This is a genomic window from Bisbaumannia salifodinae, from assembly GCF_055388505.1.
The window spans coordinates 1,740,106-1,758,324 of record NZ_AP043781.1; the positions used below are offsets into that span (position 1 = coordinate 1,740,106).

The window sequence follows — 18,219 nt, forward strand, 5'->3', positions numbered from 1 at the left end:
CGCCCTCCGGGGCGGCGTTTTCGTGTCTGGGCGTTTGATGCCCATCAAGGCGCCGTCGTCCCGGGTATTCCATACTCAGCGAATAACCAAGGAGGCGTCTCATGCTGCAACCCCTGGAGGTGGCGCGGGTCTTTCGGGCCTGTCCCGAGTCGCGGTTCGCGTTTCAGTCCACCGCGGAGCTGGTTTCACTAGACCCCCTGAGCGGGCATCGCCGCGCCAGCGAGGCGCTGGATTTCGGCGCGGCCATGCGCCCGCGGGGGTTCAACCTCTTCGTCCTGGGTGAGGCGGAGCATCTGGCCCGCCAGCTGGTGCTGCCCTACCTGGAGGCCCGGGCGGGCGAGGGGAAGGCGCCGCCGGACTGCTGCTACCTGCACAATTTCGATGATCCCTCCACGCCCCGCCAACTGCGCTTGCCGGCGGGCATGGGGCGGGTATTGCGGGGCGATATCGAGCAGTTGGTGGAGGAGCTGCGGGTGGCGATACCGGCCATCTTCGACAGCGACGAGTACCAGAATCGCCTCCAGGAGCTGAAGCAGGCCATGGGCGAACGCCAGCGCGACCTGATCGAGGCGGTGCGCCGCGAGGCCAGGGAGCACGATATCGTGCTGCTCTCCACGCCCAATGGCTTCAGCCTGGCCCCCGCCGAGGGCGACGGCATGATGAGCCCCGAGGCCTACGAGAAGCTGCCCAAGGACGACCGCGAGCGCATCGAGGGCACGGTGGAGATCCTCCAGCGCAAGCTGCAGCAGGCGATCCGTCAGATGCCGCGCCTGGCCCATGAGTTGCGCCAGCAGATCCAGATCCTGAATGAGGAGATGCTGCAGTCGGTGATCGCCGCTCCCCTGGAGGAGCTGGAGGATCGCTACCGGGAGCAGGCGGGGGTGATAGCGCATTTCGCCGCCATCCGCGAGGCGCTGTTATTGCACCTGGAGGCCTTCCTGGCGGAGGAGCCGGAGATTCCCCCCGAGGCGATCTTCAGCCGCTGCCAGCTCAACCTGCTGGTCGACAACGGCCCCTGCGAGGGGGCGCCGGTGGTACAGGTGGGCCTGCCGAGCCACCAGCATCTGGTGGGACGCATCGAGCACCATGTCCATCAGGGCACCCTGCTGACCGATTTCTCGCTGATCCGGGCCGGCGCCCTGCATCGGGCCAACGGCGGTTATCTGGTGCTGGATGCCCGGGCCCTGCTCCAGCAACCGGGTGCCTGGGAGACCCTCAAGCGGGCGCTGCGTGCCGGTGAGATTCGCACCGAGTCCCTGGAGCAGGCCTATGGCCTGATCAGCACCGTGACCCTGGAGCCGGAACCCATCCCCCTGGAGGTCAAGGTGGTGCTGTGCGGCGAGCGGCACTTCTACTACCTGCTCAGCGAGCATGATCCGGAGTTCCTGGAGCTGTTCAAGGTGCAGGCGGATCTCGACGACGAGCTGCCCTGGCACGATGCCTTCCTGGAGGAGTATGCGCGGCTGATCGCCACCCTGGCGCGGGCCGCCGGGTTGCCGCCCCTGGATCCCTCCGGGGTGGCGGCGGTGATCGAGCGGGCCGCACGGCTCGCCGGAGACCAGCAGCGCCTGATGGCCCAGGCCCGGCCCCTCGATGACCTGCTGGCCGAGGCCGCCCACTGGGCCGGCGACGCGGCGGTGATTCGGCGTGCGCATGTGGAGCAGGCGGTAGTCCAGCAGCGGCGTCGCGCCGGGCGCGTCTACGAGCTGAGCCAGGAACGGATTCATCGCGGCACCGTGATGATCGCCACCGACGGCGAAGTGGTCGGTCAGGTCAATGGCCTCTCGGTGCTGCAGCTGGGGGGCTTCGCCTTCGGCCAGCCCAGTCGCATCACCGCCACGGCGCGCCCCGGGCCGGGGCAGGTGGTGGATATCGAGCGCGAGGCGAAGCTCGGCGGGCGCATCCACACCAAGGCGGTAATGATCCTCTCTCGCTGGCTGGCCAACCGCTATGCGCCGCGGGGTGCCTTGTCACTCTCGGCGAGCCTCGCCTTCGAGCAGTCCTATGGCGGCATCGAGGGCGACAGCGCCTCGGTGGCCGAGGCCTGCGTGCTGGTCTCGGCGATCGCCGGCGTGCCCCTGACGCAGTCCCTGGCGGTCACCGGCTCCATCAACCAGCATGGCGAAGTGCAGGCCGTCGGTGGCGTCAACGAGAAGGTGGAGGGCTTCTTCGCGGTATGCCAGGCCGCGGGGCTCCAGGGGCAGGGGGTGATCCTGCCGGCGGCCAATGTGCCCCACCTGATGCTCGATGGCGAGGTGCGCGAGGCGCTGGCCGAGGGGCGCTTCTTCCTCTATGCCGTCGGTCATCTCGATGAGGCCCTGGAGCTGCTGACCGGTCAGGTCCCGGGGGCGCGCGGCGTCGACGGCGCTTTCCCCGAGGGCAGCCTGAATGCCCGGGTGGTGGCGCGGCTCGAGAGCTTCCGCCTGGCGCTGAAGCGCCAGGGCAAGGAGGGAAGCGCTGGCACCGATGAGCCCGGCAAGGAGAGAAATGGCGGTATCGAAGAGGCCGGCAAGGAGGGGGATGCCCATGACGACTAAGGCCCCGCTACGGGTGCTGGCCCTGCTGGATGCGTCCCGACCCAGCCTGGCCGCCTTGCCCGTGGCGGTGGCCCTGGCGGCCAGTCGCGACGCGGAGCTGGTGGCCCTCTATGTGGAGGAACCGGAGCTGGCCCAGTGCGCGGCACTGCCCTTTACCCGTGAGGTGGGGGCGGTGTCCGGGGCCATTCGGTCCTTCTCCCTGGCCGATATGGCCTCCGCCCAGGCCTGCCGTTTGGCGAGGATCCGCGAGGCCCTGCGCCGGGCCCTGGGCGAGCGTCAGCTGACTCATTCGCTGGAGGTGGGGCAGGGCTCGGTGGTGGCGGAGGTGCTGCGCCTGGCCCGGGCCGCCGACCTGCTGGTGCTGGGCCGGGCCGGGCTCTCGGCGCGCTGGGGGCGCCCCCTGGGCTCCACCTGTCGCAAGCTCCTGCTGGAGGCGCCCTGTGCGGTGCTGATCTGGGACGAGGCCCTGGTCATGACGCGGGGCCCGTTGCGGGTGCTGGGAGAGCCCGAGGCGAGAGCACTGCCGGACTGGTGGGTGGCGGGGCCGCTCTTCGATCGCATCCAGTGGCTGCCGTCGGCTCCCGCCGGGGAGCTGTCCCGACGCCTGGCCGGGGAGCGCTTGGGAGGTCTGTTGCTGCGGCGTGATGAGCTGGCCGCGCTGCTGGCGGAGGATCCCGATTGGCTGAGGGCTATCCGCCTACCGGTGCTGGTCATCCCTTGAGTCAGCCCTGGCGATAGCGGTAGATCCGCAGGCTGGGCAGGAAGGGCTCGCTCTCCAGGCGGGCATCGCTGCGCAGGGCCCGGGTGCGGGCGGTCGGCGGCGAGGCCGGCGGTGTATTGCAATCGGGCAGGCGGCCGTCGGGGCTGGGCACGAAGAGCGGCAGGGCCACGTTCATGGCCCGGCGCAATCGGCCGTCCGGGAGTGGCTCGCGGTAGAAGAGGTTGGCGCGCATCAGCGGCGCCTGGTCCTGGACCTGGGCCAGGGGTTCGCCGTCGGGGATGCCGGCCAGATGGCGCTGTTGGATGCGCACATGGGGCGCCTCCTGGTCGAGGCCGAGTAGCAGGGCCTCCGCCTCGCGCACCGTCAGGCGCTTGATGGAACGGCCGCTGCGATACCAGGCCAGGCGTACCCGGGCCAGGGGCGCCTCGGCCAGGGGGATGGCCCGCCAACATTGCTTCAGGTGAAGCCGCGCCAGGCCCTGGCCGCGCAGGTGATCATGCAGGGCCGGGTGGCGAAAGGGCAGTATCGCCTTGAGCTCGGGAATCAGGCCCGCCGCTTCCTCGCGGATCTGGCGCAGCAGGGCGGCAAAGGCCGATTTGGCGGCATTGGCCTCTCGTACGGCGCTCATCAGCGTTTCATCGGCGGCCACCAGGCCCACGTAGCTGCGGGTGGCTCGCCCGTCCTGGCCATCCTGGTACCAGAAGTCGAGCAGGGCGCGGCGCAGCCAGTCGGCATCGGCCTGAGAGGAAGCATCACCCTCGCCCATGGCCCAGGCCGCGCCGGGGGCCCCGGCGTAGGTCGATACCAGCGCCTCGAGGCGTTCGATCAACTGATCGAACGCCGCCTCGAGCTCGGCCAGCAGCCGGTACTCCGGGGCCATCAGGGCTCCAGGCCGGCGTCACGCTCGGCGCGCAGCGCCATCTCATCGATCTCGGTCTCGTCCATGGCGGGCTCGCCGGCGATGCGATGGCTGCCGTCGGCCCAGGCGCCCAGATCGATCAGCTTGCAGCGCTCGCTGCAGAAGGGGCGATAGGCATTGGCCTCGCTCCAGGCCACCTTCTTGTGGCAGGTGGGGCAGGGCACTTCCAGGGGGGCGGTCTGACTCATGGGAACACTCCGGTCTTGCGGGGGCGGGGCGGTTCAGGGGGATGCCCCGGCCAGTCGGCGGTAGCGACGATCCAGGCTCTCGACCTGACGCCTCAGGGCCGCCTCGTCACCGCTATTGTCGATGATATCGTCGGCCCGGGCCAGTCGCGCCTGGCGATCCAGCTGGGCCGCGACGATGGCTCGGGCCTGGGCCTCGTCCACGCCGTCGCGGCTGGCGGTGCGGCGGATCTGCTCCGCCTCCGCTGCGTCGATCACCAGGCTGCGATCCACCAGGGCTACCTGCCCCGACTCGAAGAGCAGCGGCGAGACCAGCAGGTGATAGGGGGCGGGGCCGGCGGCCATCTGTGCCAGGCGAGCCTCCAGGCGCTCGCGGATGCGCGGATGGGTCTGGGACTCCAGCCAGCGGCGCTCCTCGGGGTCGGCGAAGACGATCTCGCGCAGGGCACGGCGATTCAGGCGTCCCTGGGCATCCAGCAGCCGCTCGCCGTAGCGCTCGGCGATGGCGGCCAGGGCCGGCTCACCGGGTTCCACCACCTCCCGAGCGATATCGTCGGCATCCACCCAGGGAATGCCTAGTGCGGCGAAGGCACGGGCCACGGTGGACTTGCCGGAGGCGATACCGCCGGTGACGCCGATGGTCAGGCTCATTAGGGTCTCCTCATGGGCGCTCTATAGCCCGGTCAGGCCCTGATAGAAGGCCAGCAGCGGGGCGCCGAACAGCAGGGTCACCCAGCCCGCCAGGGCCAGGAAGGGGCCGAAGGGCAGGGGGGCGCCGCGCAGCCGCGGCAGGGCCAGTTGCACCAGGATGCCGATGATGGCGCCGATGCCGGCGGAGAGGATCAGCAGCAGCGGCAGGAACTGCCAGCCCAGCCAGGCCCCCAGCGCCGCCAGCAACTTGAAGTCGCCATAGCCCATGCCTTCCTTGCCGGTGATCAGCTTGAACAGCCAGTAGAAGCCCCATAGCGACAGGTAGCCGGCCATGGCACCGATCACCGCGCTGGAGAGCATCAGTGGCTGGAACAACAACTGGTAGAGCAGGCCCGCCCAGAGCAGCGGCAGGGTGATCACATCGGGGAGCAGTTGGGTGCGGAAGTCGATGGCGGCCAGGGCCAGCAGCGCGAAGCAGGCGCCGAGCAGGAAGAGGGCCGCCGGGTCGGCGCCATGCAGGATGACCACCGCCAGGGCCAGCGCCCCCCCGGCCAGCTCCACCAGCGGATACTGGGGGCTGATGCGCATGCCGCAGTCGGCGCAGCGTCCGCGCCGCTTCAGGTAGCCCAACAGGGGGATATTGTCATGCCAGGCGATGGCGGTGCCGCAGCCGGGGCAGCGGGAGGCGGGGCGGGCCAGGCCGATGCGCTCGCCGGCCTCCGGCTCCAGCTCCAGGGCCTCCCGGGCCTCGGCCCGCCAGCCCTGCATCAGCATCACCGGCAGGCGGGCGATCACCACATTGAGGAAACTGCCCAGGCAGAGCCCCAGCACCGCCGCCAGGGGCCACAACAGGCTGGGAGGAAGCTCGGCGAGCATGGCGGGGCTCCTGAACTTGGCGGGTCAATCAGAGGGTAAAGTCGGGCAGGCGGCGCTCGACCTTGGCCAACTTGAGCTTGGCCACCTTGGGCAGGCCGTTCTCGAAGGGCGGGAAGTCTTCGCCCTGGATCAGCGGCGACAGGTAGCGACGGCACGCCTCGGTGATGCCGAAGCCATCCTCGCGGATAAACTCCTTGGGCATGAACTTCTCGCGGTTGGCGACCTCCGCCAGGGGGGCGGCCTCGATGGCCCACTCATAGGGGGCATCGGAGACGCGCTTGATGGCGGGCATCATGGCGTTCTTGCCGGCCAGGGCCAGTTCCACGGCGTGCTTGCCCACCGCATAGGCCTGTTCCACGTCGGTCTTGGAGGCCAGATGGCGGGCGGCGCGCTGCAGGTAGTCGGCCACGGCCCAGTGGTACTTGTAGCCCAGGTCCTGCTTGACCATGCCGGCCAGGGTCGGCGCCACGCCGCCCAGTTGGCGGTGGCCGAAGGCGTCGGTGTTGCCGGAGTCGGCGAGGAAGGTGCCGTCGCCATAATGGGCGCCCTCGGAGACCACGATCACGCAGTAGCCGTACTTGTGCACCGCCTCGTCGACCCGGGCCATGACGGCTTCCCGGTCGAAGGCCACCTCGGGGAAGATCACCAGGTGGGGCGGCTCGCCCTCGCCGTTGCCGGCCAGGGCGCCGGCGGCGGCGATCCAGCCGGCGTGACGACCCATCACCTCGAGGACGAATACCTTGGTGGAGGTGGCGCACATGGAGGCGATATCCAGGGCCGCTTCCCGGGTGGAGGTGGCGATATACTTGGCCACGCTGCCGAAGCCGGGGGAGTTGTCGGTGATCGGCAGGTCGTTGTCCACGGTCTTGGGCACGTGGATGGCGGTCAGCGGGTAACCGAGTTTCTCGGAGAGCTGGGAGACCTTGAGGCAGGTATCGGCGCTGTCGCCGCCGCCGTTGTAGAAGAAGTAGCGGATATCGTGGGCCTTGAAGACCTCGATCAGACGCTCGTACTGGGCGCGGTGGGTCTCGATATCCTTGAGCTTGTAGCGGCAGGAGCCGAAGGCGCCGCCGGGGGTATGGCGCAGCGCCGCGATGGCCTCGTCGGACTCCTGGGACACGTCGATCAGGTCCTCGGTGAGGGCGCCGATAATACCGTTGTGTCCGGCGTAGACCTTGCCGATGCGGTCGTCGTGGCGGCGGCAGGCCTCGATCACGCCACAGGCGCTGGCGTTGATAACGGCGGTGACGCCACCGGACTGGGCATAGAAGGCGTTGTGCGTGGCCATGGGGGCAGCTTCGCTCCTGAGGGCTGATCGTCATTAGGGGGTAAAGTCGGTGGCCTATCTTAGTCGAAAGTGGCGTTGGCTGCACCCGCCGCCTCGCCTTGCTGGTGGCGATTTCGGGCCCATGCTAGTCTCCCGCCATCGTCAAGGAGGCTCGGGATGCATCTGCATATCATCGGAATCTGTGGCACCTTCATGGGCAGTCTGGCCCTGCTGGCGCGGGAGCTGGGGCATGACGTCAGCGGCTCCGACGCCAATGTCTACCCGCCCATGAGCACCCAGCTCGCGGCGGCGGGCATCGCCCTGCGGGAGGGCTATGGGGCGGAGCACCTCTCCCCGGCGCCGGACCTGGTGGTGATCGGCAACGCCCTGTCCCGGGGCAACCCGGAGGTGGAGGCGGTGCTGAATGCCGGCCTGCCCTATGTCTCCGGCCCCCAGTGGCTGGCCGAGCATGTCCTGCCCGGGCGGCGGGTGATCGCTGTGGCGGGCACCCACGGCAAGACCACCACGGCGAGCCTGACCGCCTGGCTGCTGGAGAGCGCCGGGCTGGCGCCGGGCTTTCTGATCGGCGGGGTGCCGCGCAACTTCGGCGTCTCGGCGCGCCTCGGCGGCCCCGGGGCGCCCTTCGTGGTGGAGGCCGACGAGTACGACACCGCCTTCTTCGACAAGCGCTCCAAGTTCGTCCACTACCGCCCCGAGATCGCCGTGCTGGGCAACCTGGAGTATGACCACGCGGATATCTTCCCCGACCTGGCGGCCATCGAGCGCCAGTTCCACCATCTGGTGCGTACCGTGCCCGGCAAGGGGCGCCTGCTGGTGGCCGATAACGCCCCGGCCCTGGAGCGGGTGCTGGAGATGGGGCGCTGGAGCCCGGTGGTGCGCTTCGGCGCCGAGGAGAGCAGCGACTGGCGCCTGGTGCTGGAGCACCCGGATGCCAGCCGTTTCCGGGTGATTCATGGCGAGGCGGACGCCGTGGTGGAGTGGTCGCTGAGCGGCGAGTACAACGCCCGCAACGCCCTGGCGGCCCTGGCCGCCGCCCATGAGTGCGGCCTGGACCTGGCTCGAGGCGCGGCGGCCCTGTCGCGTTTCGAAACGCCGCGACGGCGCCAGGAGCTGCGCGGCGAGGTGGGGGGCATCCGGGTGATCGACGATTTCGCCCACCATCCCACCGCCATCGCCGCCACCCTGGGCGGGCTCAGGGCCGCCGGCGACGCCGGGCGCCTGCTGGCGGTGATCGAACCACGCTCCAATACCATGCGCCTGGGCAGCCTCAGGACCCGCCTCGGTGACAGCGTGGCCGAGGCCGATGCGGTCTGGTGGTACCAGCCGGCGGGGCTCGACTGGTCGCTGGAGGAGGTGGTGGCCGCCAGCCCGGTGCCGGCACGGATCGAGGCGGAGATCGAGGCCCTGGTGGCGGCCCTGGTGGCCGAGGCGCGTCCCGGCGATCGCATCGTGGTGATGTCCAACGGCGGCTTCGGCGGCATCCACGACAAGCTGCTGGCCGCCCTGGAGATGGCCCATGGCTGAGCATGAATCCGCCTTCGGCCCCCCGGTCACCGTGGCCCTGACCGGCGCCTCCGGTGCCCAGTATGGCCTGCGCCTGGTCGAGGCGCTGGTGGCGGCCCATCGGGAGGTCTGGGTGATGATCTCCAAGGCCGCTCACCTGGTGATCAGCACCGAGACCGAGGTCAGGCTGCCGGCCCAGCCCGAACGCCTGGCCGAGGCGCTGACCGAGCGCTGTGGCGCTCGGCCCGGGCAGATCCGCTGCTTCGCTCGGGAGGACTGGATGGCGCCGGTGGCCTCCGGTTCCGGGGCGCCGTCGGCCATGGTGATCTGCCCCTGCTCCACCGGCACCCTCTCGGCGGTGGCCACGGGGGCCAGCAATAACCTGATCGAGCGCGCCGCCGATGTGGCCCTCAAGGAGCGTCGCCAACTGATCCTGGTGCCCCGGGAGGCGCCGCTCTCGGCGATCCATCTCGAGCATATGCTCAACCTGACCCGCCTGGGGGCGGTGATCCTGCCGGCGGCGCCGGGCTTCTATCACCAGCCGAAGACGGTGGAGGACCTGATCGACTTTATCGTGGCGCGGATCCTCAATCAGTTGGGCATCGAGCACCGGTTGATGCCCCGTTGGGGGGAATAGGCACAAGGCAGTATGCGCCCAGCGCGGGCTACAAGGGGGTCCTTGTAGCTTGCCCCTTGTGGCTTGTTCCTTATGGATAACAGGGAGGTTATTGCGATGATCGGTCCGGCCCAGCTGTCGGTGTTCGTACCCACGTTTTTCCTGGTCTCGTTGACTCCGGGGCTGTGCATGACCCTGGCCATGGTGCTGGGCATGACCCAGGGGGTCAGGCGCACCCTGTGGATGATGGCCGGCGAGCTGTTGGGGGTGGGGCTGGTGGCGGTGGCCGCCGGCGCCGGGGTGGCGACCCTGATGCTGCGCTATCCCGAGGCCTTCGCGCTGTTCAAGTGGCTGGGCGGTGCCTATCTGGCCTATCTGGGAGTGCAGCTATGGCGCTCCCGGGGGCGGATGGCGATTCCCTCCGGTGAAGTGTCGGCTCCGCGGGCCTCACGCCGTCAACTCTTCGCCCAGGGGCTGGTCACCGCCGTGGCCAACCCCAAGGGCTGGGCCTTCTTCGTCGCCCTCCTGCCCCCCTTCCTGGATGCCGGACGTCCCCTGGGCTCGCAGTTGGCGGTGCTGGTGGCGATGATCCTGGCCATCGAATTCACCTGCCTGCTGCTCTATGCCAGCGGCGGACGCGGCGCCCGGCGCCTGTTGGGCGAGCGCGGCAAGGTCCGCCTGCTCAATCGCCTGGCGGGAGTGCTGATGATCGGCGTCGGCGCCTGGCTGGCGCTGGGCTAAGCTCGTCTCTTGGGGCCAGGGGTATCGGGAAAGGCTGAGCTCGCCGACCTTTGCCGACACCCTATGGCTCAGGCCGGCGGCAGCCAGGTCAGCCTGCCCATCAGCAATAGCAGGCTGAGGATCACCAGCGCCGGCCAGGGGGCCGGGCTCAGGGGGCGGTGGGAGAAGCGCTGGTAGCTCAGGCGCACCAGGGCGCAGGCCACCAGCCCCAGCAGGGCGCCGCCCACCAGGTCGCTGGCCCAGTGTACGCCGATGGCCAGTCGCGACAGGGCCATGGGCACGCAGGCCAGGATCGCCAGCCAGTAGAGCCAGGCACGGTGCCGGGGGGGCAGTTCCTGGGCGGCGAAGGCGGCGGCCAGGCCGAACAGCACCACGGCGGTGGAGGTATGGGCGCTGGGATAGGCCAGGGAGCCGGTCAGGTAGTCCGGGGTATCGGGGCGGGCGCGGCCTGCCAGGTGCTTGAAGAGGGTGTTGGCCACGGCGATGCCGCCCAGCCCCAGGCCGAGATGCAGGAAGGCGGAGAGGTGGCGGGCCCAGAGCAGCCAGAGCAGCCAGGGCAGGGTCAGGGCCAGGATCCCATAGGCGTCGCCGACCCGGGCCAGCAGTTGACCCGCGGTCTCGAGCCAGTCCCAGTCCAGGGTGGCGAAGAGGGCATGGATCTCGCTGTCCATGGGCAGGGGGCCGTGGGCCTCCAGCACCCAGAGGCTCCACAGGCAGAGCGCGACCAGGCCGATCATCAGCAGGCTGAGGGACGCCAGGGGCACTTCGCCCCGGGGGCGCGGGGCACGCAGCAGCTGCCAGAGTCGACGGCGTCCGATACCGCCCCGAGCCAGTCGGGCCAGGCCACGATAGAGGCGCCCCTCCCGGGCCAGTTGATGACGCAGCCAACTGAAGATGAGTGCCGCTCCCACCACGATGATGGCCAGCCACAGCAGCCACTGCTGGACCCCGGGGGGAATCGCCAGCAGTTGCTGCCAGGTGCGCCCCAGCAGGTAGCCGGGTAGCACATAGGCGGGGGCCCAGAGCAGCGCCGAGACCAGATTGGCCCAGGTGAAGGTCCAGGGCGACATATGCAGGATGCCGGCGATCATCGGCACGATGGGCCGCACCGGTCCCACGAAGCGGGCGAAGAGCACCGACAGGGCGCCGTGGCGGCGAAAGAAACGGGCCCCCCGGGCCAGCCACTCCGGATGGCGGCTGAAGGGCCAGAGGTGGGGAACCCGCTCGCGCTGGGTATAGCCGAGGGCGAAGCTCAAGCCGTCGCCGATCACCGCCCCGATAAAGGCGGCCGACAGGATCCAGGGGACCGACAGCCCCATATGGCCGGCCAGGGAGGCGGCGGCGCTGATCAGCACCACCCCGGGGATGACCAGGCCCACCAGGGCCAGGCTCTCCAGCAGGGCGATGGTGCCGATGATCAGCAGCAGCAGGCCGGGGGAGGGGGTGAGCTGGTAGAGCCAGTCGGCAAGATTCACGTGGTCGACTCCCTCAACAGGTTCGCCTTGAGCATCAGTCGTTGCTCGAAGGTGGCCGGGCTCTCGTCGTCGTGGGGCGCACACAGGGCCACCCGCAGGGAGAGGCCTTCGCCCCCGGGCAGGGTGATTCGCTCCAGGGCATCCAGCAGGCGCTGACGTACCATCAAGGCACCATTCTCGCCGGTATCCGGCAGCAGCAGCCAGAACAGGGAGTCGCTCAGGCGGCCCAACTGGTCCGGGGCGCGGCAGCTATGTTGCGTGACCTCGGCGAAGCGTTGCAAGCACTGCCGGCGAGGCAGGCCGCCGAAGGCGTCCCCGGGGTTATCCAGCTGCGGCAGGTGGATGACCAGGACGCTGAGGCGATGCTCGAGCCGCCGGGCACGGAAGAACTCCTGGGCCAGGCACTCGCGAATGGCGCTGGCGCGCAGTGCATCGCAGCTATCGTCATGGGGGCGCGTGGCATCCAGCAGCTCGCGCTGGCGGGCCTGTTCGCCGCCGGCCAGGGCGCCCAGCAGGGTCAATACCAGATAGGCCATGGCCAGGTCGCCGGCCTGCTCCGGGTTGACCAGTAGCACCAGCCACAGGCCCCCCAGCAGGACATTGAGCAGGATCGCCGAGGCCGGTGGCAGCACCAGGAAGGCCAGGACCGGCGGCAGGCCAAGCCACAGGCCGGCACCGCCCTCCAGCTTGGCGACCTCCACGGCGATCAGCAGGTAGGCGCTGATCAGCACCAGATAGGCCGAGAGATAACGCTGGGGATGGTGGCTCAGGCGCAGCAGGGTGGCGCCCACCAGCAGCAGGGTGAGCAGGGTCGGCAGGGGGATCAGGCCGTAGTCCCCCATCAGGTAGTGCCACAGGGCATAGCCGGCCATCATGACCGCGCCGGCCGCATAGACCAGGGCGAAGAGCCGCGAGGGCCAGAGCTTCTCTTCCTCGGGCAGGAGGCTAGGCATGATCGACGGCCCTCGGTCGGGGGAGGATCACCAGATCCTCGGCTTGGCGTGCCAGGGCGCGTTGCTCCAGACTCAGGGCATGACGACTGCCGAGGTCGATAGCGCGAGCCTTGAGCGGCCAGGGGGGCGTCTCCAGCAGGAGGTTGCGACGCTGGCTGCCGTTGTCGGCATTGCGGCTGATCAACAGGGTGGCCAGGGTACAACGATCGAGTCGATAGACATTTTCGTCCGGTTCCAGGTGGGCGACCAGCCAGCGTACCAGGGGCCAGCAGTGGCGGGCCTTGGTCCGCAGCAATAGCAGTTCGGCGTGGTAATCCTTGCGCTCGCAGCGCAATCGCTCCCGGTAGAGATCGTGTACCAGCTGTTCCCGGGTCCAGAGCCGGGTGCCGGGCAGCAGGCGCTGTCGTCGACTGACGCCCTGCCACAAGGGACGCAGATAGAGGGCGCGCCCCAGGCCCAGCAGCACCACGGCCCCCAGCAGCAGGCCCACCAGCACGCCCTGCTCGGGGATCAGGTCCTGCTGGATACGCCACCAACTGATCCCCGCCAGCCCGCCCTGTACGGGCAGCAACCAGGCCGGCTGGGGCAGCATCACCAGGATGGCCCACAGCCATAGCCAGGCACCATGGCGGCCGGGATCGACCCACAGCAGGGCCGCCAGCAGGCTGCCGGGGACCAGTTGCCAGGGCAACAGCGGCGGCCAGCGCAGGCTCTGCTCCTGGAACAGGCTGGTGGCCAGTAGCCACAGCGCGCCGAGGCCGAGCAGGATCACCGCGGGGGTGTCGCTGGCCAGGCTCGCCTGCCAGGCCAGCAGCAGCGCCCCCCCGACCAGGGCGGTGCGGAACAACCGGGCTTTGTACTTGCTATCCATGGTGACTTATATTGGTTCCCTGCTTGCTGATTATCGAAACGCCGCCGGCCCGCGGGCGGTCGTTATTTTGTCCCCTGTTGAGGAGATACCCTACGGCATGTCACGTCACGTCCCCCAGGTCAACGAAGAACCTGCGATCGACGCCGGGATCACCGATGTCGACGCCTACATGACCGAACTCGGTCAGGCCGCCCGCCAGGCCGCCACCCGGATGCGCAGCGAGCCCACCGGACGCAAGAATGCCGCCCTGCGGGCCATCGCCCGTCATCTCGAGGCGGCCCGGGCCGGCCTGCTCGAGGCCAATGCCCGCGACCTGGCCCGGGGGCGCGAGAATGGCCTGGATACGGCCCTGCTCGATCGTCTGGCCCTGAATGAGGCCCGCCTGGACGCCATGATCGAGGGCCTGGAGCAGGTCGCGACCCTGCCCGACCCGGTGGGCGAGATCGATGGCCTGCGCGCCCGCCCCAGCGGCATCCAGGTGGGGCAGATGCGGGTCCCCCTGGGGGTGATCGGTATCATCTACGAATCGCGGCCCAACGTCACGGTGGAAGCGGCCAGCCTGTGCCTCAAGTCGGGCAATGCCTGCATCCTGCGCGGCGGCTCCGAGGCCCGCGACAGCAATGCCGCCATCGCCGCCTGCATCCGTGACGGCCTCGCCGAGGCGGGGCTGCCGGCCGCCGCGGTGCAGGTGGTGGCCACCACCGACCGTGCCGCCGTGGGCCGCCTGATCGCCATGCCGGAGTTCGTCGACGTGATCATTCCCCGCGGTGGCAAGTCGCTGATCGCGCGCATCTCCGCCGAGGCGCGGGTGCCGGTGATCAAGCACCTGGATGGCGTCTGCCATGTCTATGTGGATACCAGCGCCGACCTCGACAAGGCCCTGGCCATCGCCGTCAATGCCAAGACCCAGCGCTACGGCACCTGCAACACCATGGAGACCCTGCTGCTGGATGCGCCCATCGCCGAGGCCCTGCTGCCCAGGCTGGTGGCCGCCTATGCCGAGCATGGCGTGGAGCTGCGCGGCTGCGAGCGCAGCCGCGCCATCGTCGCCGAACTGGGAGTGGCCGAGGAAGCCGATTGGGCCGCCGAGTACCTGGCGCCGGTCCTGGCGATCCGCGTGGTGGACGGCGTCGACGCCGCCATGGCGCATATCGACCGCTACGGTTCCCACCACACCGACGCCATCGTCACCGAGAATTACGGCCTGGCGCGGCGCTTCCTCGCCGAGGTGGACTCCAGTTCGGTGATGGTCAATGCCTCCACCCGCTTCGCCGATGGCTTCGAGTATGGCCTGGGCGCGGAGATCGGCATCTCCACCGACAAGCTGCATGCCCGTGGCCCGGTGGGGCTGGAGGGACTGACGACCCGCAAGTACGTGGTGCTGGGGGACGGCCATACCCGTGGTTGATGGCATTCCGGCCAGCGCCCCGGCGGTGGCCATGCTCGGCGGCACCTTCGACCCGGTACACCTTGGGCACCTGCGCAGTGCCGTGGAGCTGCGCGAGGTGCTGGGCCTGGATCGCGTGCATATGATCCCGGCCCATCTGCCCCCCCACCGCGCCGCTCCCGGGGTCTCAAGCCGCGAGCGCCTGGCCATGCTGTGCCTGGGGATCGGCGAGACGCCGGGGCTGCTGGCCGACGATCGCGAGCTGCGCCGCGACGGCCCCTCCTATTCGGTGGATACCCTGGCCAGCCTGCGCGCCGAGCTCGGCGCGCAGGCCCGGCTGATCATGGCGGTGGGCCATGACGCCTTCCTGCGCTTGGCCGAGTGGCGGGACCCCGAGGGGCTCTTCGCCCAGGCCCATGTGGTGGTGATCGAGCGTCCCGACCATGGCGCGCCCTTGCCGTCCCGCCTCCAGTCTCTGCTGGCCGGTCGCGAGGTGGCCTCCGTCGAGGCCCTGCTGGCGGAGCCTCGCGGGCGCTTGCTGCGCCTGTCGCTGCCGACCCGCTTGGCGATCTCCGCCACCGGCATTCGTCGTCGCCTGGCCGAGGGGCGCTCGGTACATTACTTGCTGCCTGAGGCGGTACGCGCCCATATCGACTCCCGCGGCCTCTATCGTGGCGACGACGCTGCTCCCGGCGGCGAGACGCGATAGAATGGCATTTTCGACTCCTGCCATGATACGAGGCGCTATGCATATCGATTCCCTCAAGACCCTGGTGGTGGATGCCCTGGAAGAGCTCAAGGCCCAGGACATCACCCTGCTGGATGTCTCCAATCTGACCAGCGTCACCGACCTGATGCTGGTGGCCAGCGGCACCTCCAGCCGCCATGTGGCGGCGCTGGCCAATAACGTGGTGGAGAAGGCCAAGGCCGCCGGGGTTCAGCCCCTGGGCACCGAGGGTCGCGCCGGAGACGACTGGGTGCTGGTGGATCTGGGCGACCTGGTGGTGCATGTGATGCTGCCGGAGACCCGCAGCCTCTACGACCTGGAGCGGCTCTGGGCCGACCTGCCGACCGACGGGGAGCGCCGCGGGGGCGCGGTGTGAAGATCAAGGTAGTGGCGGTGGGCAATCGCATGCCCGCCTGGGTGGAGGCCGGGGTGGCCGAGTATCGCAAGCGTCTGCCCCGCGACTTCGCCCTGGAGATTGTCGAGATCGCCCCGGGCACCCGGGGCAAGAACAGCGATCCGGCGCGGGCCATCGCCCAGGAGGCGGAACGCATCCGCGAACGCCTCAAGGGCAACGAGCATCTGGTGGCCCTGGAGGTGGGCGGCAAGCCCTGGAGCACCGAGCAGCTGGCTCGGGAGGCCGAGGACTGGCGCCTGGAAGGGCGTGACGTGGCCCTGCTGGTGGGCGGCCCCGATGGCCTGGAGCCGGGGCTCTCCGCGAGCGCCCATCAGCGCTGGTCGCTGTCGCCGCTGACCCTGCCGCACCCCCTGGTGCGACTCCTGCTCGCCGAGCAACTCTATCGGGCCTGGACCCTGCTGGTCGGCCACCCTTATCACCGTTGAGCGAGTTCATGTCGCCGAGCCACATCCATGCGTAACTCCCGCCAGGCGCTGAAGAACCCCGAACAGGAAGTGCGCATCTTCCGCTGGCGCTCGCTGCTGGCGGCGTTCTTGGTGGTGGCCCTGACCGCCACCCTGATGGGCCGCCTGGCCTACCTGCAGGTGGTGCAGCACGAGGTCTATATCACCCGCTCGGAGAAGAACCGGGTGCGGGTCGAGCCGCTGCCCCCGACCCGGGGGCTGATCTATGACCGCAACGGCGTGCTGCTGGCCGAGAACCGCCCCACCTATAACCTGACCCTGGTGCGGGAGCGAGTCGAGGACCTGGACGCCACCCTGACGCTGCTGGTGGAACTGCTCGAGCTGCCGGAGGATGAGGTGGAGGCCTTCCGCGAGCGCTCCCGGCAGCGCCAGCGCCCCTTCCAGCCGGCGCTGCTGATGAGTGACCTGGACGAGGCGCAGATCGCCCGCCTGGCGGTCAACCGCCATCGCCTGCCCGGTGTCGAGGTGGAGGCGCAGCTGCTGCGCTACTACCCGGATGCCGAGATCATGGCCCACGCCCTGGGCTATGTGGGGCGCATCAATGCCGAAGAGCTGGAGACCCTGGATGCCGGCAACTACGCCGGCACCCACTTCATCGGCAAGACCGGGGTGGAGCGCCAGTACGAGAACCTGCTGCATGGCCAGGCGGGGCTGCGTCAGGTGGAGACCAACGCCCGCGGGCGCGTGTTGCGGGAGCTGGGACGCAGCGACCCGGTGCCGGGACAGAACCTCACCCTGACCCTGGACAAGGAGCTGCAGACCCTGGCCTATGAGCTGCTCGACGGCCGCCGTGGCTCCATCGTTGCCATCGAGCCCGCCAGCGGCGAGATCCTCGCCATGGTCTCCACCCCGGGCTTCGACAGCAATCAGTTCGTCACCGGCATCGACGCCGCCTCCTATCGGGCCCTGCAGAACGATATCGACCTGCCGCTGTTCAACCGTGCCATTCGCGGCCAGTACCCGCCGGGGTCCACCATCAAGCCCTTCCTGGCCCTGGCCGGGCTGGCGGAGGGGGAGATTACCCCGGATACCGTGGTGCGTGATCCCGGTTACTACCAGCTGCCCAACGATACGCGGCGCTACCGCAACTGGCTGCGCTGGGGCCATGGGCGGGTCGACCTGGAACGCTCCCTCGCCGTTTCCAATAACACCTACTACTACACCCTGGCCCATGACCTGGGTATCGATCGCCTGCATGCCCATATGAGTCGCTTTGGCTTCGGCCAGCGGGTAGGGCACGATGTGTTCGGCGAGAGCGCCGCCCTGATGCCCTCCCGGGAATGGAAGCGGGGGCGCTTCAACCAACCCTGGTATCCCGGCGAGACCCTCTCGGTGGGCATCGGCCAGGGCTACTGGATGGTCACACCCCTGCAGTTGGCCACCGCCACCGCCGTGCTGGCCAACCGCGGCGAGTGGGTTACGCCGCACCTGGCCCGGGCGGTGGGGGACGAGCCGGTGGTCATGGCGCCCGATCATGAATCGATACGCCTGGATAACGACCAGTGGTGGGATCGGGTCTTCGCCGGCATGGAACAGGTGTTGACCGGCCACGAGGGCACGGCGCGCCGCACCGGCGTCGGCCTGGAGTACCGCATGGGGGGCAAGTCGGGCACCGCCCAGGTCTTCTCCCTGGGTCAGGATCAGCGTTACAACGCCGAGGAGCTGGCCGAGCGCCTGCGCGATCATGCCCTCTTCATGGCCTTCGCCCCCCTGGAGGATCCCCGCATCGCGGTGTCGGTGATCGTCGAGAATGCCGGCGGCGGCAGTACCCATGCGGCACACCTGGCCCGGGCCATGACCGACGCCTGGTTGCTCGAGGAGGAGGCGCCGGAGGTGGACGAGTTGCGCGAGCGCATCGAAAGCGACGACGGCACGGTGGCGGGAAACTGA

Annotated in this window: 18 protein-coding genes; 10 read left to right on the top strand and 8 right to left on the bottom strand. The window is 69.5% G+C overall.

The features are described 5' to 3' along the window. Positions 1 to 101: 101 nt before the first annotated feature. Together ACZ5EF_RS07860 and ACZ5EF_RS07865 are read left to right on the top strand one after the other, a co-directional pair. Positions 102 to 2,537 carry a Lon protease family protein gene (locus ACZ5EF_RS07860; RefSeq protein ID WP_346060659.1) on the top strand — a complete coding sequence of 812 codons (2,436 nt, stop codon included), beginning with the start codon at positions 102 to 104 and terminating at the stop codon, positions 2,535 to 2,537. Next, positions 2,527 to 3,258 carry a universal stress protein gene (locus tag ACZ5EF_RS07865; protein WP_346060658.1) on the top strand — a complete coding sequence of 244 codons (732 nt, stop codon included), beginning with the start codon at positions 2,527 to 2,529 and terminating at the stop codon, positions 3,256 to 3,258. Before ACZ5EF_RS07860 ends, ACZ5EF_RS07865 begins: the two co-directional genes overlap by 11 nt. Before the next feature lies 1 nt (position 3,259). Here ACZ5EF_RS07865 and ACZ5EF_RS07870 read toward each other — a convergent pair whose 3' ends face one another. The 5 genes from ACZ5EF_RS07870 to ACZ5EF_RS07890 are packed head-to-tail and all read right to left on the bottom strand — an operon-like array spanning position 3,260 to position 7,177. Then, positions 3,260 to 4,138 (bottom strand): DNA replication terminus site-binding protein, encoded by an 879-nt coding sequence (locus ACZ5EF_RS07870; protein WP_346060657.1) that lies wholly within the window; start codon positions 4,136 to 4,138, stop codon positions 3,260 to 3,262. After that, positions 4,138 to 4,365, bottom strand: a complete 228-nt coding sequence (gene yacG / locus ACZ5EF_RS07875) for a DNA gyrase inhibitor YacG (RefSeq protein WP_346060656.1) — start codon at positions 4,363 to 4,365, stop codon at positions 4,138 to 4,140. Before yacG ends, ACZ5EF_RS07870 begins: the two co-directional genes overlap by 1 nt. Positions 4,366 to 4,398: 33 nt before the next feature. Next, entirely contained in the window at positions 4,399 to 5,013 is a 615-nt protein-coding gene (coaE, locus tag ACZ5EF_RS07880) for a dephospho-CoA kinase (RefSeq protein WP_346060655.1), read from the bottom strand. Between the two features lie 21 nt (positions 5,014 to 5,034). After that, positions 5,035 to 5,889 (bottom strand): prepilin peptidase, encoded by an 855-nt coding sequence (locus ACZ5EF_RS07885; protein WP_346060654.1) that lies wholly within the window; start codon positions 5,887 to 5,889, stop codon positions 5,035 to 5,037. Positions 5,890 to 5,917: 28 nt separating this feature from the next. Then, the gene (locus ACZ5EF_RS07890; protein ID WP_346060653.1) at positions 5,918 to 7,177 is read right to left on the bottom strand and encodes a 6-phosphofructokinase; all 1,260 of its coding nucleotides are present in this window, start codon (positions 7,175 to 7,177) and stop codon (positions 5,918 to 5,920) included. A gap of 156 nt (positions 7,178 to 7,333) precedes the next feature. On the opposite strand from ACZ5EF_RS07890, the gene mpl reads away from it, so the two are divergent. From mpl to ACZ5EF_RS07905, 3 genes are all read left to right on the top strand, one after another. Next, the gene (gene mpl / locus ACZ5EF_RS07895) at positions 7,334 to 8,701 is read left to right on the top strand and encodes a UDP-N-acetylmuramate:L-alanyl-gamma-D-glutamyl-meso-diaminopimelate ligase (RefSeq protein WP_346060652.1); all 1,368 of its coding nucleotides are present in this window, start codon (positions 7,334 to 7,336) and stop codon (positions 8,699 to 8,701) included. Next, positions 8,694 to 9,317 (top strand): flavin prenyltransferase UbiX, encoded by a 624-nt coding sequence (locus ACZ5EF_RS07900; protein ID WP_346060651.1) that lies wholly within the window; start codon positions 8,694 to 8,696, stop codon positions 9,315 to 9,317. The genes mpl and ACZ5EF_RS07900 overlap by 8 nt, the downstream gene beginning before the upstream one ends. Positions 9,318 to 9,413: 96 nt before the next feature. Continuing rightward, on the top strand, positions 9,414 to 10,037 hold the full coding sequence (locus ACZ5EF_RS07905; RefSeq protein WP_346060650.1) for a LysE family translocator: 624 nt from the start codon (positions 9,414 to 9,416) through the stop codon (positions 10,035 to 10,037). Positions 10,038 to 10,105: 68 nt separating this feature from the next. Here the strand turns inward: ACZ5EF_RS07905 and ACZ5EF_RS07910 are convergent, their stop codons facing one another. From ACZ5EF_RS07910 to ACZ5EF_RS07920, 3 genes are read right to left on the bottom strand one after another with little or no spacing between them, the layout of a single operon-like run. Beyond that, a complete protein-coding gene (locus tag ACZ5EF_RS07910; protein WP_346060649.1) occupies positions 10,106 to 11,512 on the bottom strand; it encodes a VTT domain-containing protein in 1,407 nt (468 codons plus the stop codon). Further along, entirely contained in the window at positions 11,509 to 12,465 is a 957-nt protein-coding gene (locus tag ACZ5EF_RS07915; protein WP_346060648.1) for a GGDEF domain-containing protein, read from the bottom strand. Before ACZ5EF_RS07915 ends, ACZ5EF_RS07910 begins: the two co-directional genes overlap by 4 nt. Further along, complete coding sequence (locus ACZ5EF_RS07920; RefSeq protein ID WP_346060647.1) at positions 12,458 to 13,336, bottom strand: hypothetical protein; 879 nt, start codon at positions 13,334 to 13,336, stop codon at positions 12,458 to 12,460. The genes ACZ5EF_RS07915 and ACZ5EF_RS07920 overlap by 8 nt, the downstream gene beginning before the upstream one ends. A 97-nt stretch (positions 13,337 to 13,433) precedes the next feature. Between ACZ5EF_RS07920 and ACZ5EF_RS07925 the strand changes: the two genes are divergently transcribed. Genes ACZ5EF_RS07925 through mrdA form a run of 5 tightly spaced genes read left to right on the top strand, consistent with a single transcriptional unit; the run spans position 13,434 to position 18,219 of the window. Continuing rightward, positions 13,434 to 14,744, top strand: a complete 1,311-nt coding sequence (locus ACZ5EF_RS07925) for a glutamate-5-semialdehyde dehydrogenase (protein WP_346060646.1) — start codon at positions 13,434 to 13,436, stop codon at positions 14,742 to 14,744. A gap of 31 nt (positions 14,745 to 14,775) precedes the next feature. Then, on the top strand, positions 14,776 to 15,432 hold the full coding sequence (gene nadD, locus ACZ5EF_RS07930) for a nicotinate-nucleotide adenylyltransferase (protein WP_346060678.1): 657 nt from the start codon (positions 14,776 to 14,778) through the stop codon (positions 15,430 to 15,432). 37 nt (positions 15,433 to 15,469) lie between these two features. Beyond that, the gene (gene rsfS / locus ACZ5EF_RS07935; protein WP_346060645.1) at positions 15,470 to 15,826 is read left to right on the top strand and encodes a ribosome silencing factor; all 357 of its coding nucleotides are present in this window, start codon (positions 15,470 to 15,472) and stop codon (positions 15,824 to 15,826) included. Positions 15,827 to 15,855: 29 nt separating this feature from the next. Then, positions 15,856 to 16,290: a 23S rRNA (pseudouridine(1915)-N(3))-methyltransferase RlmH gene (rlmH, locus tag ACZ5EF_RS07940; protein ID WP_464123362.1), complete on the top strand. Its 435-nt coding sequence runs from the start codon at positions 15,856 to 15,858 to the stop codon at positions 16,288 to 16,290. A 27-nt stretch (positions 16,291 to 16,317) separates the two neighbouring features. Further along, positions 16,318 to 18,219, top strand: coding sequence for a penicillin-binding protein 2 (gene mrdA / locus ACZ5EF_RS07945; protein WP_346060643.1), 1,902 nt, complete (start codon positions 16,318 to 16,320; stop codon positions 18,217 to 18,219).

Bases quoted from the DNA above. Each gene is read 5' to 3' on its own strand.
- ACZ5EF_RS07860 (WP_346060659.1), top strand. From the start codon at position 102: ATGCTGCAACCCCTGGAGGTGGCGCGGGTCTTTCGGGCCTGTCCCGAG.
- ACZ5EF_RS07865 (WP_346060658.1), top strand. From the start codon at position 2,527: ATGACGACTAAGGCCCCGCTACGGGTGCTGGCCCTGCTGGATGCGTCC.
- ACZ5EF_RS07870 (WP_346060657.1), bottom strand. From the start codon at position 4,138: ATGGCCCCGGAGTACCGGCTGCTGGCCGAGCTCGAGGCGGCGTTCGAT.
- yacG (WP_346060656.1), bottom strand. From the start codon at position 4,365: ATGAGTCAGACCGCCCCCCTGGAAGTGCCCTGCCCCACCTGCCACAAG.
- coaE (WP_346060655.1), bottom strand. From the start codon at position 5,013: ATGAGCCTGACCATCGGCGTCACCGGCGGTATCGCCTCCGGCAAGTCC.
- ACZ5EF_RS07885 (WP_346060654.1), bottom strand. From the start codon at position 5,889: ATGCTCGCCGAGCTTCCTCCCAGCCTGTTGTGGCCCCTGGCGGCGGTG.
- ACZ5EF_RS07890 (WP_346060653.1), bottom strand. From the start codon at position 7,177: ATGGCCACGCACAACGCCTTCTATGCCCAGTCCGGTGGCGTCACCGCC.
- mpl (WP_346060652.1), top strand. From the start codon at position 7,334: ATGCATCTGCATATCATCGGAATCTGTGGCACCTTCATGGGCAGTCTG.
- ACZ5EF_RS07900 (WP_346060651.1), top strand. From the start codon at position 8,694: ATGGCTGAGCATGAATCCGCCTTCGGCCCCCCGGTCACCGTGGCCCTG.
- ACZ5EF_RS07905 (WP_346060650.1), top strand. From the start codon at position 9,414: ATGATCGGTCCGGCCCAGCTGTCGGTGTTCGTACCCACGTTTTTCCTG.
- ACZ5EF_RS07915 (WP_346060648.1), bottom strand. From the start codon at position 12,465: ATGCCTAGCCTCCTGCCCGAGGAAGAGAAGCTCTGGCCCTCGCGGCTC.
- ACZ5EF_RS07920 (WP_346060647.1), bottom strand. From the start codon at position 13,336: ATGGATAGCAAGTACAAAGCCCGGTTGTTCCGCACCGCCCTGGTCGGG.
- ACZ5EF_RS07925 (WP_346060646.1), top strand. From the start codon at position 13,434: ATGTCACGTCACGTCCCCCAGGTCAACGAAGAACCTGCGATCGACGCC.
- nadD (WP_346060678.1), top strand. From the start codon at position 14,776: ATGCTCGGCGGCACCTTCGACCCGGTACACCTTGGGCACCTGCGCAGT.
- rsfS (WP_346060645.1), top strand. From the start codon at position 15,470: ATGCATATCGATTCCCTCAAGACCCTGGTGGTGGATGCCCTGGAAGAG.
- rlmH (WP_464123362.1), top strand. From the start codon at position 15,856: ATGCCCGCCTGGGTGGAGGCCGGGGTGGCCGAGTATCGCAAGCGTCTG.
- mrdA (WP_346060643.1), top strand. From the start codon at position 16,318: ATGCGTAACTCCCGCCAGGCGCTGAAGAACCCCGAACAGGAAGTGCGC.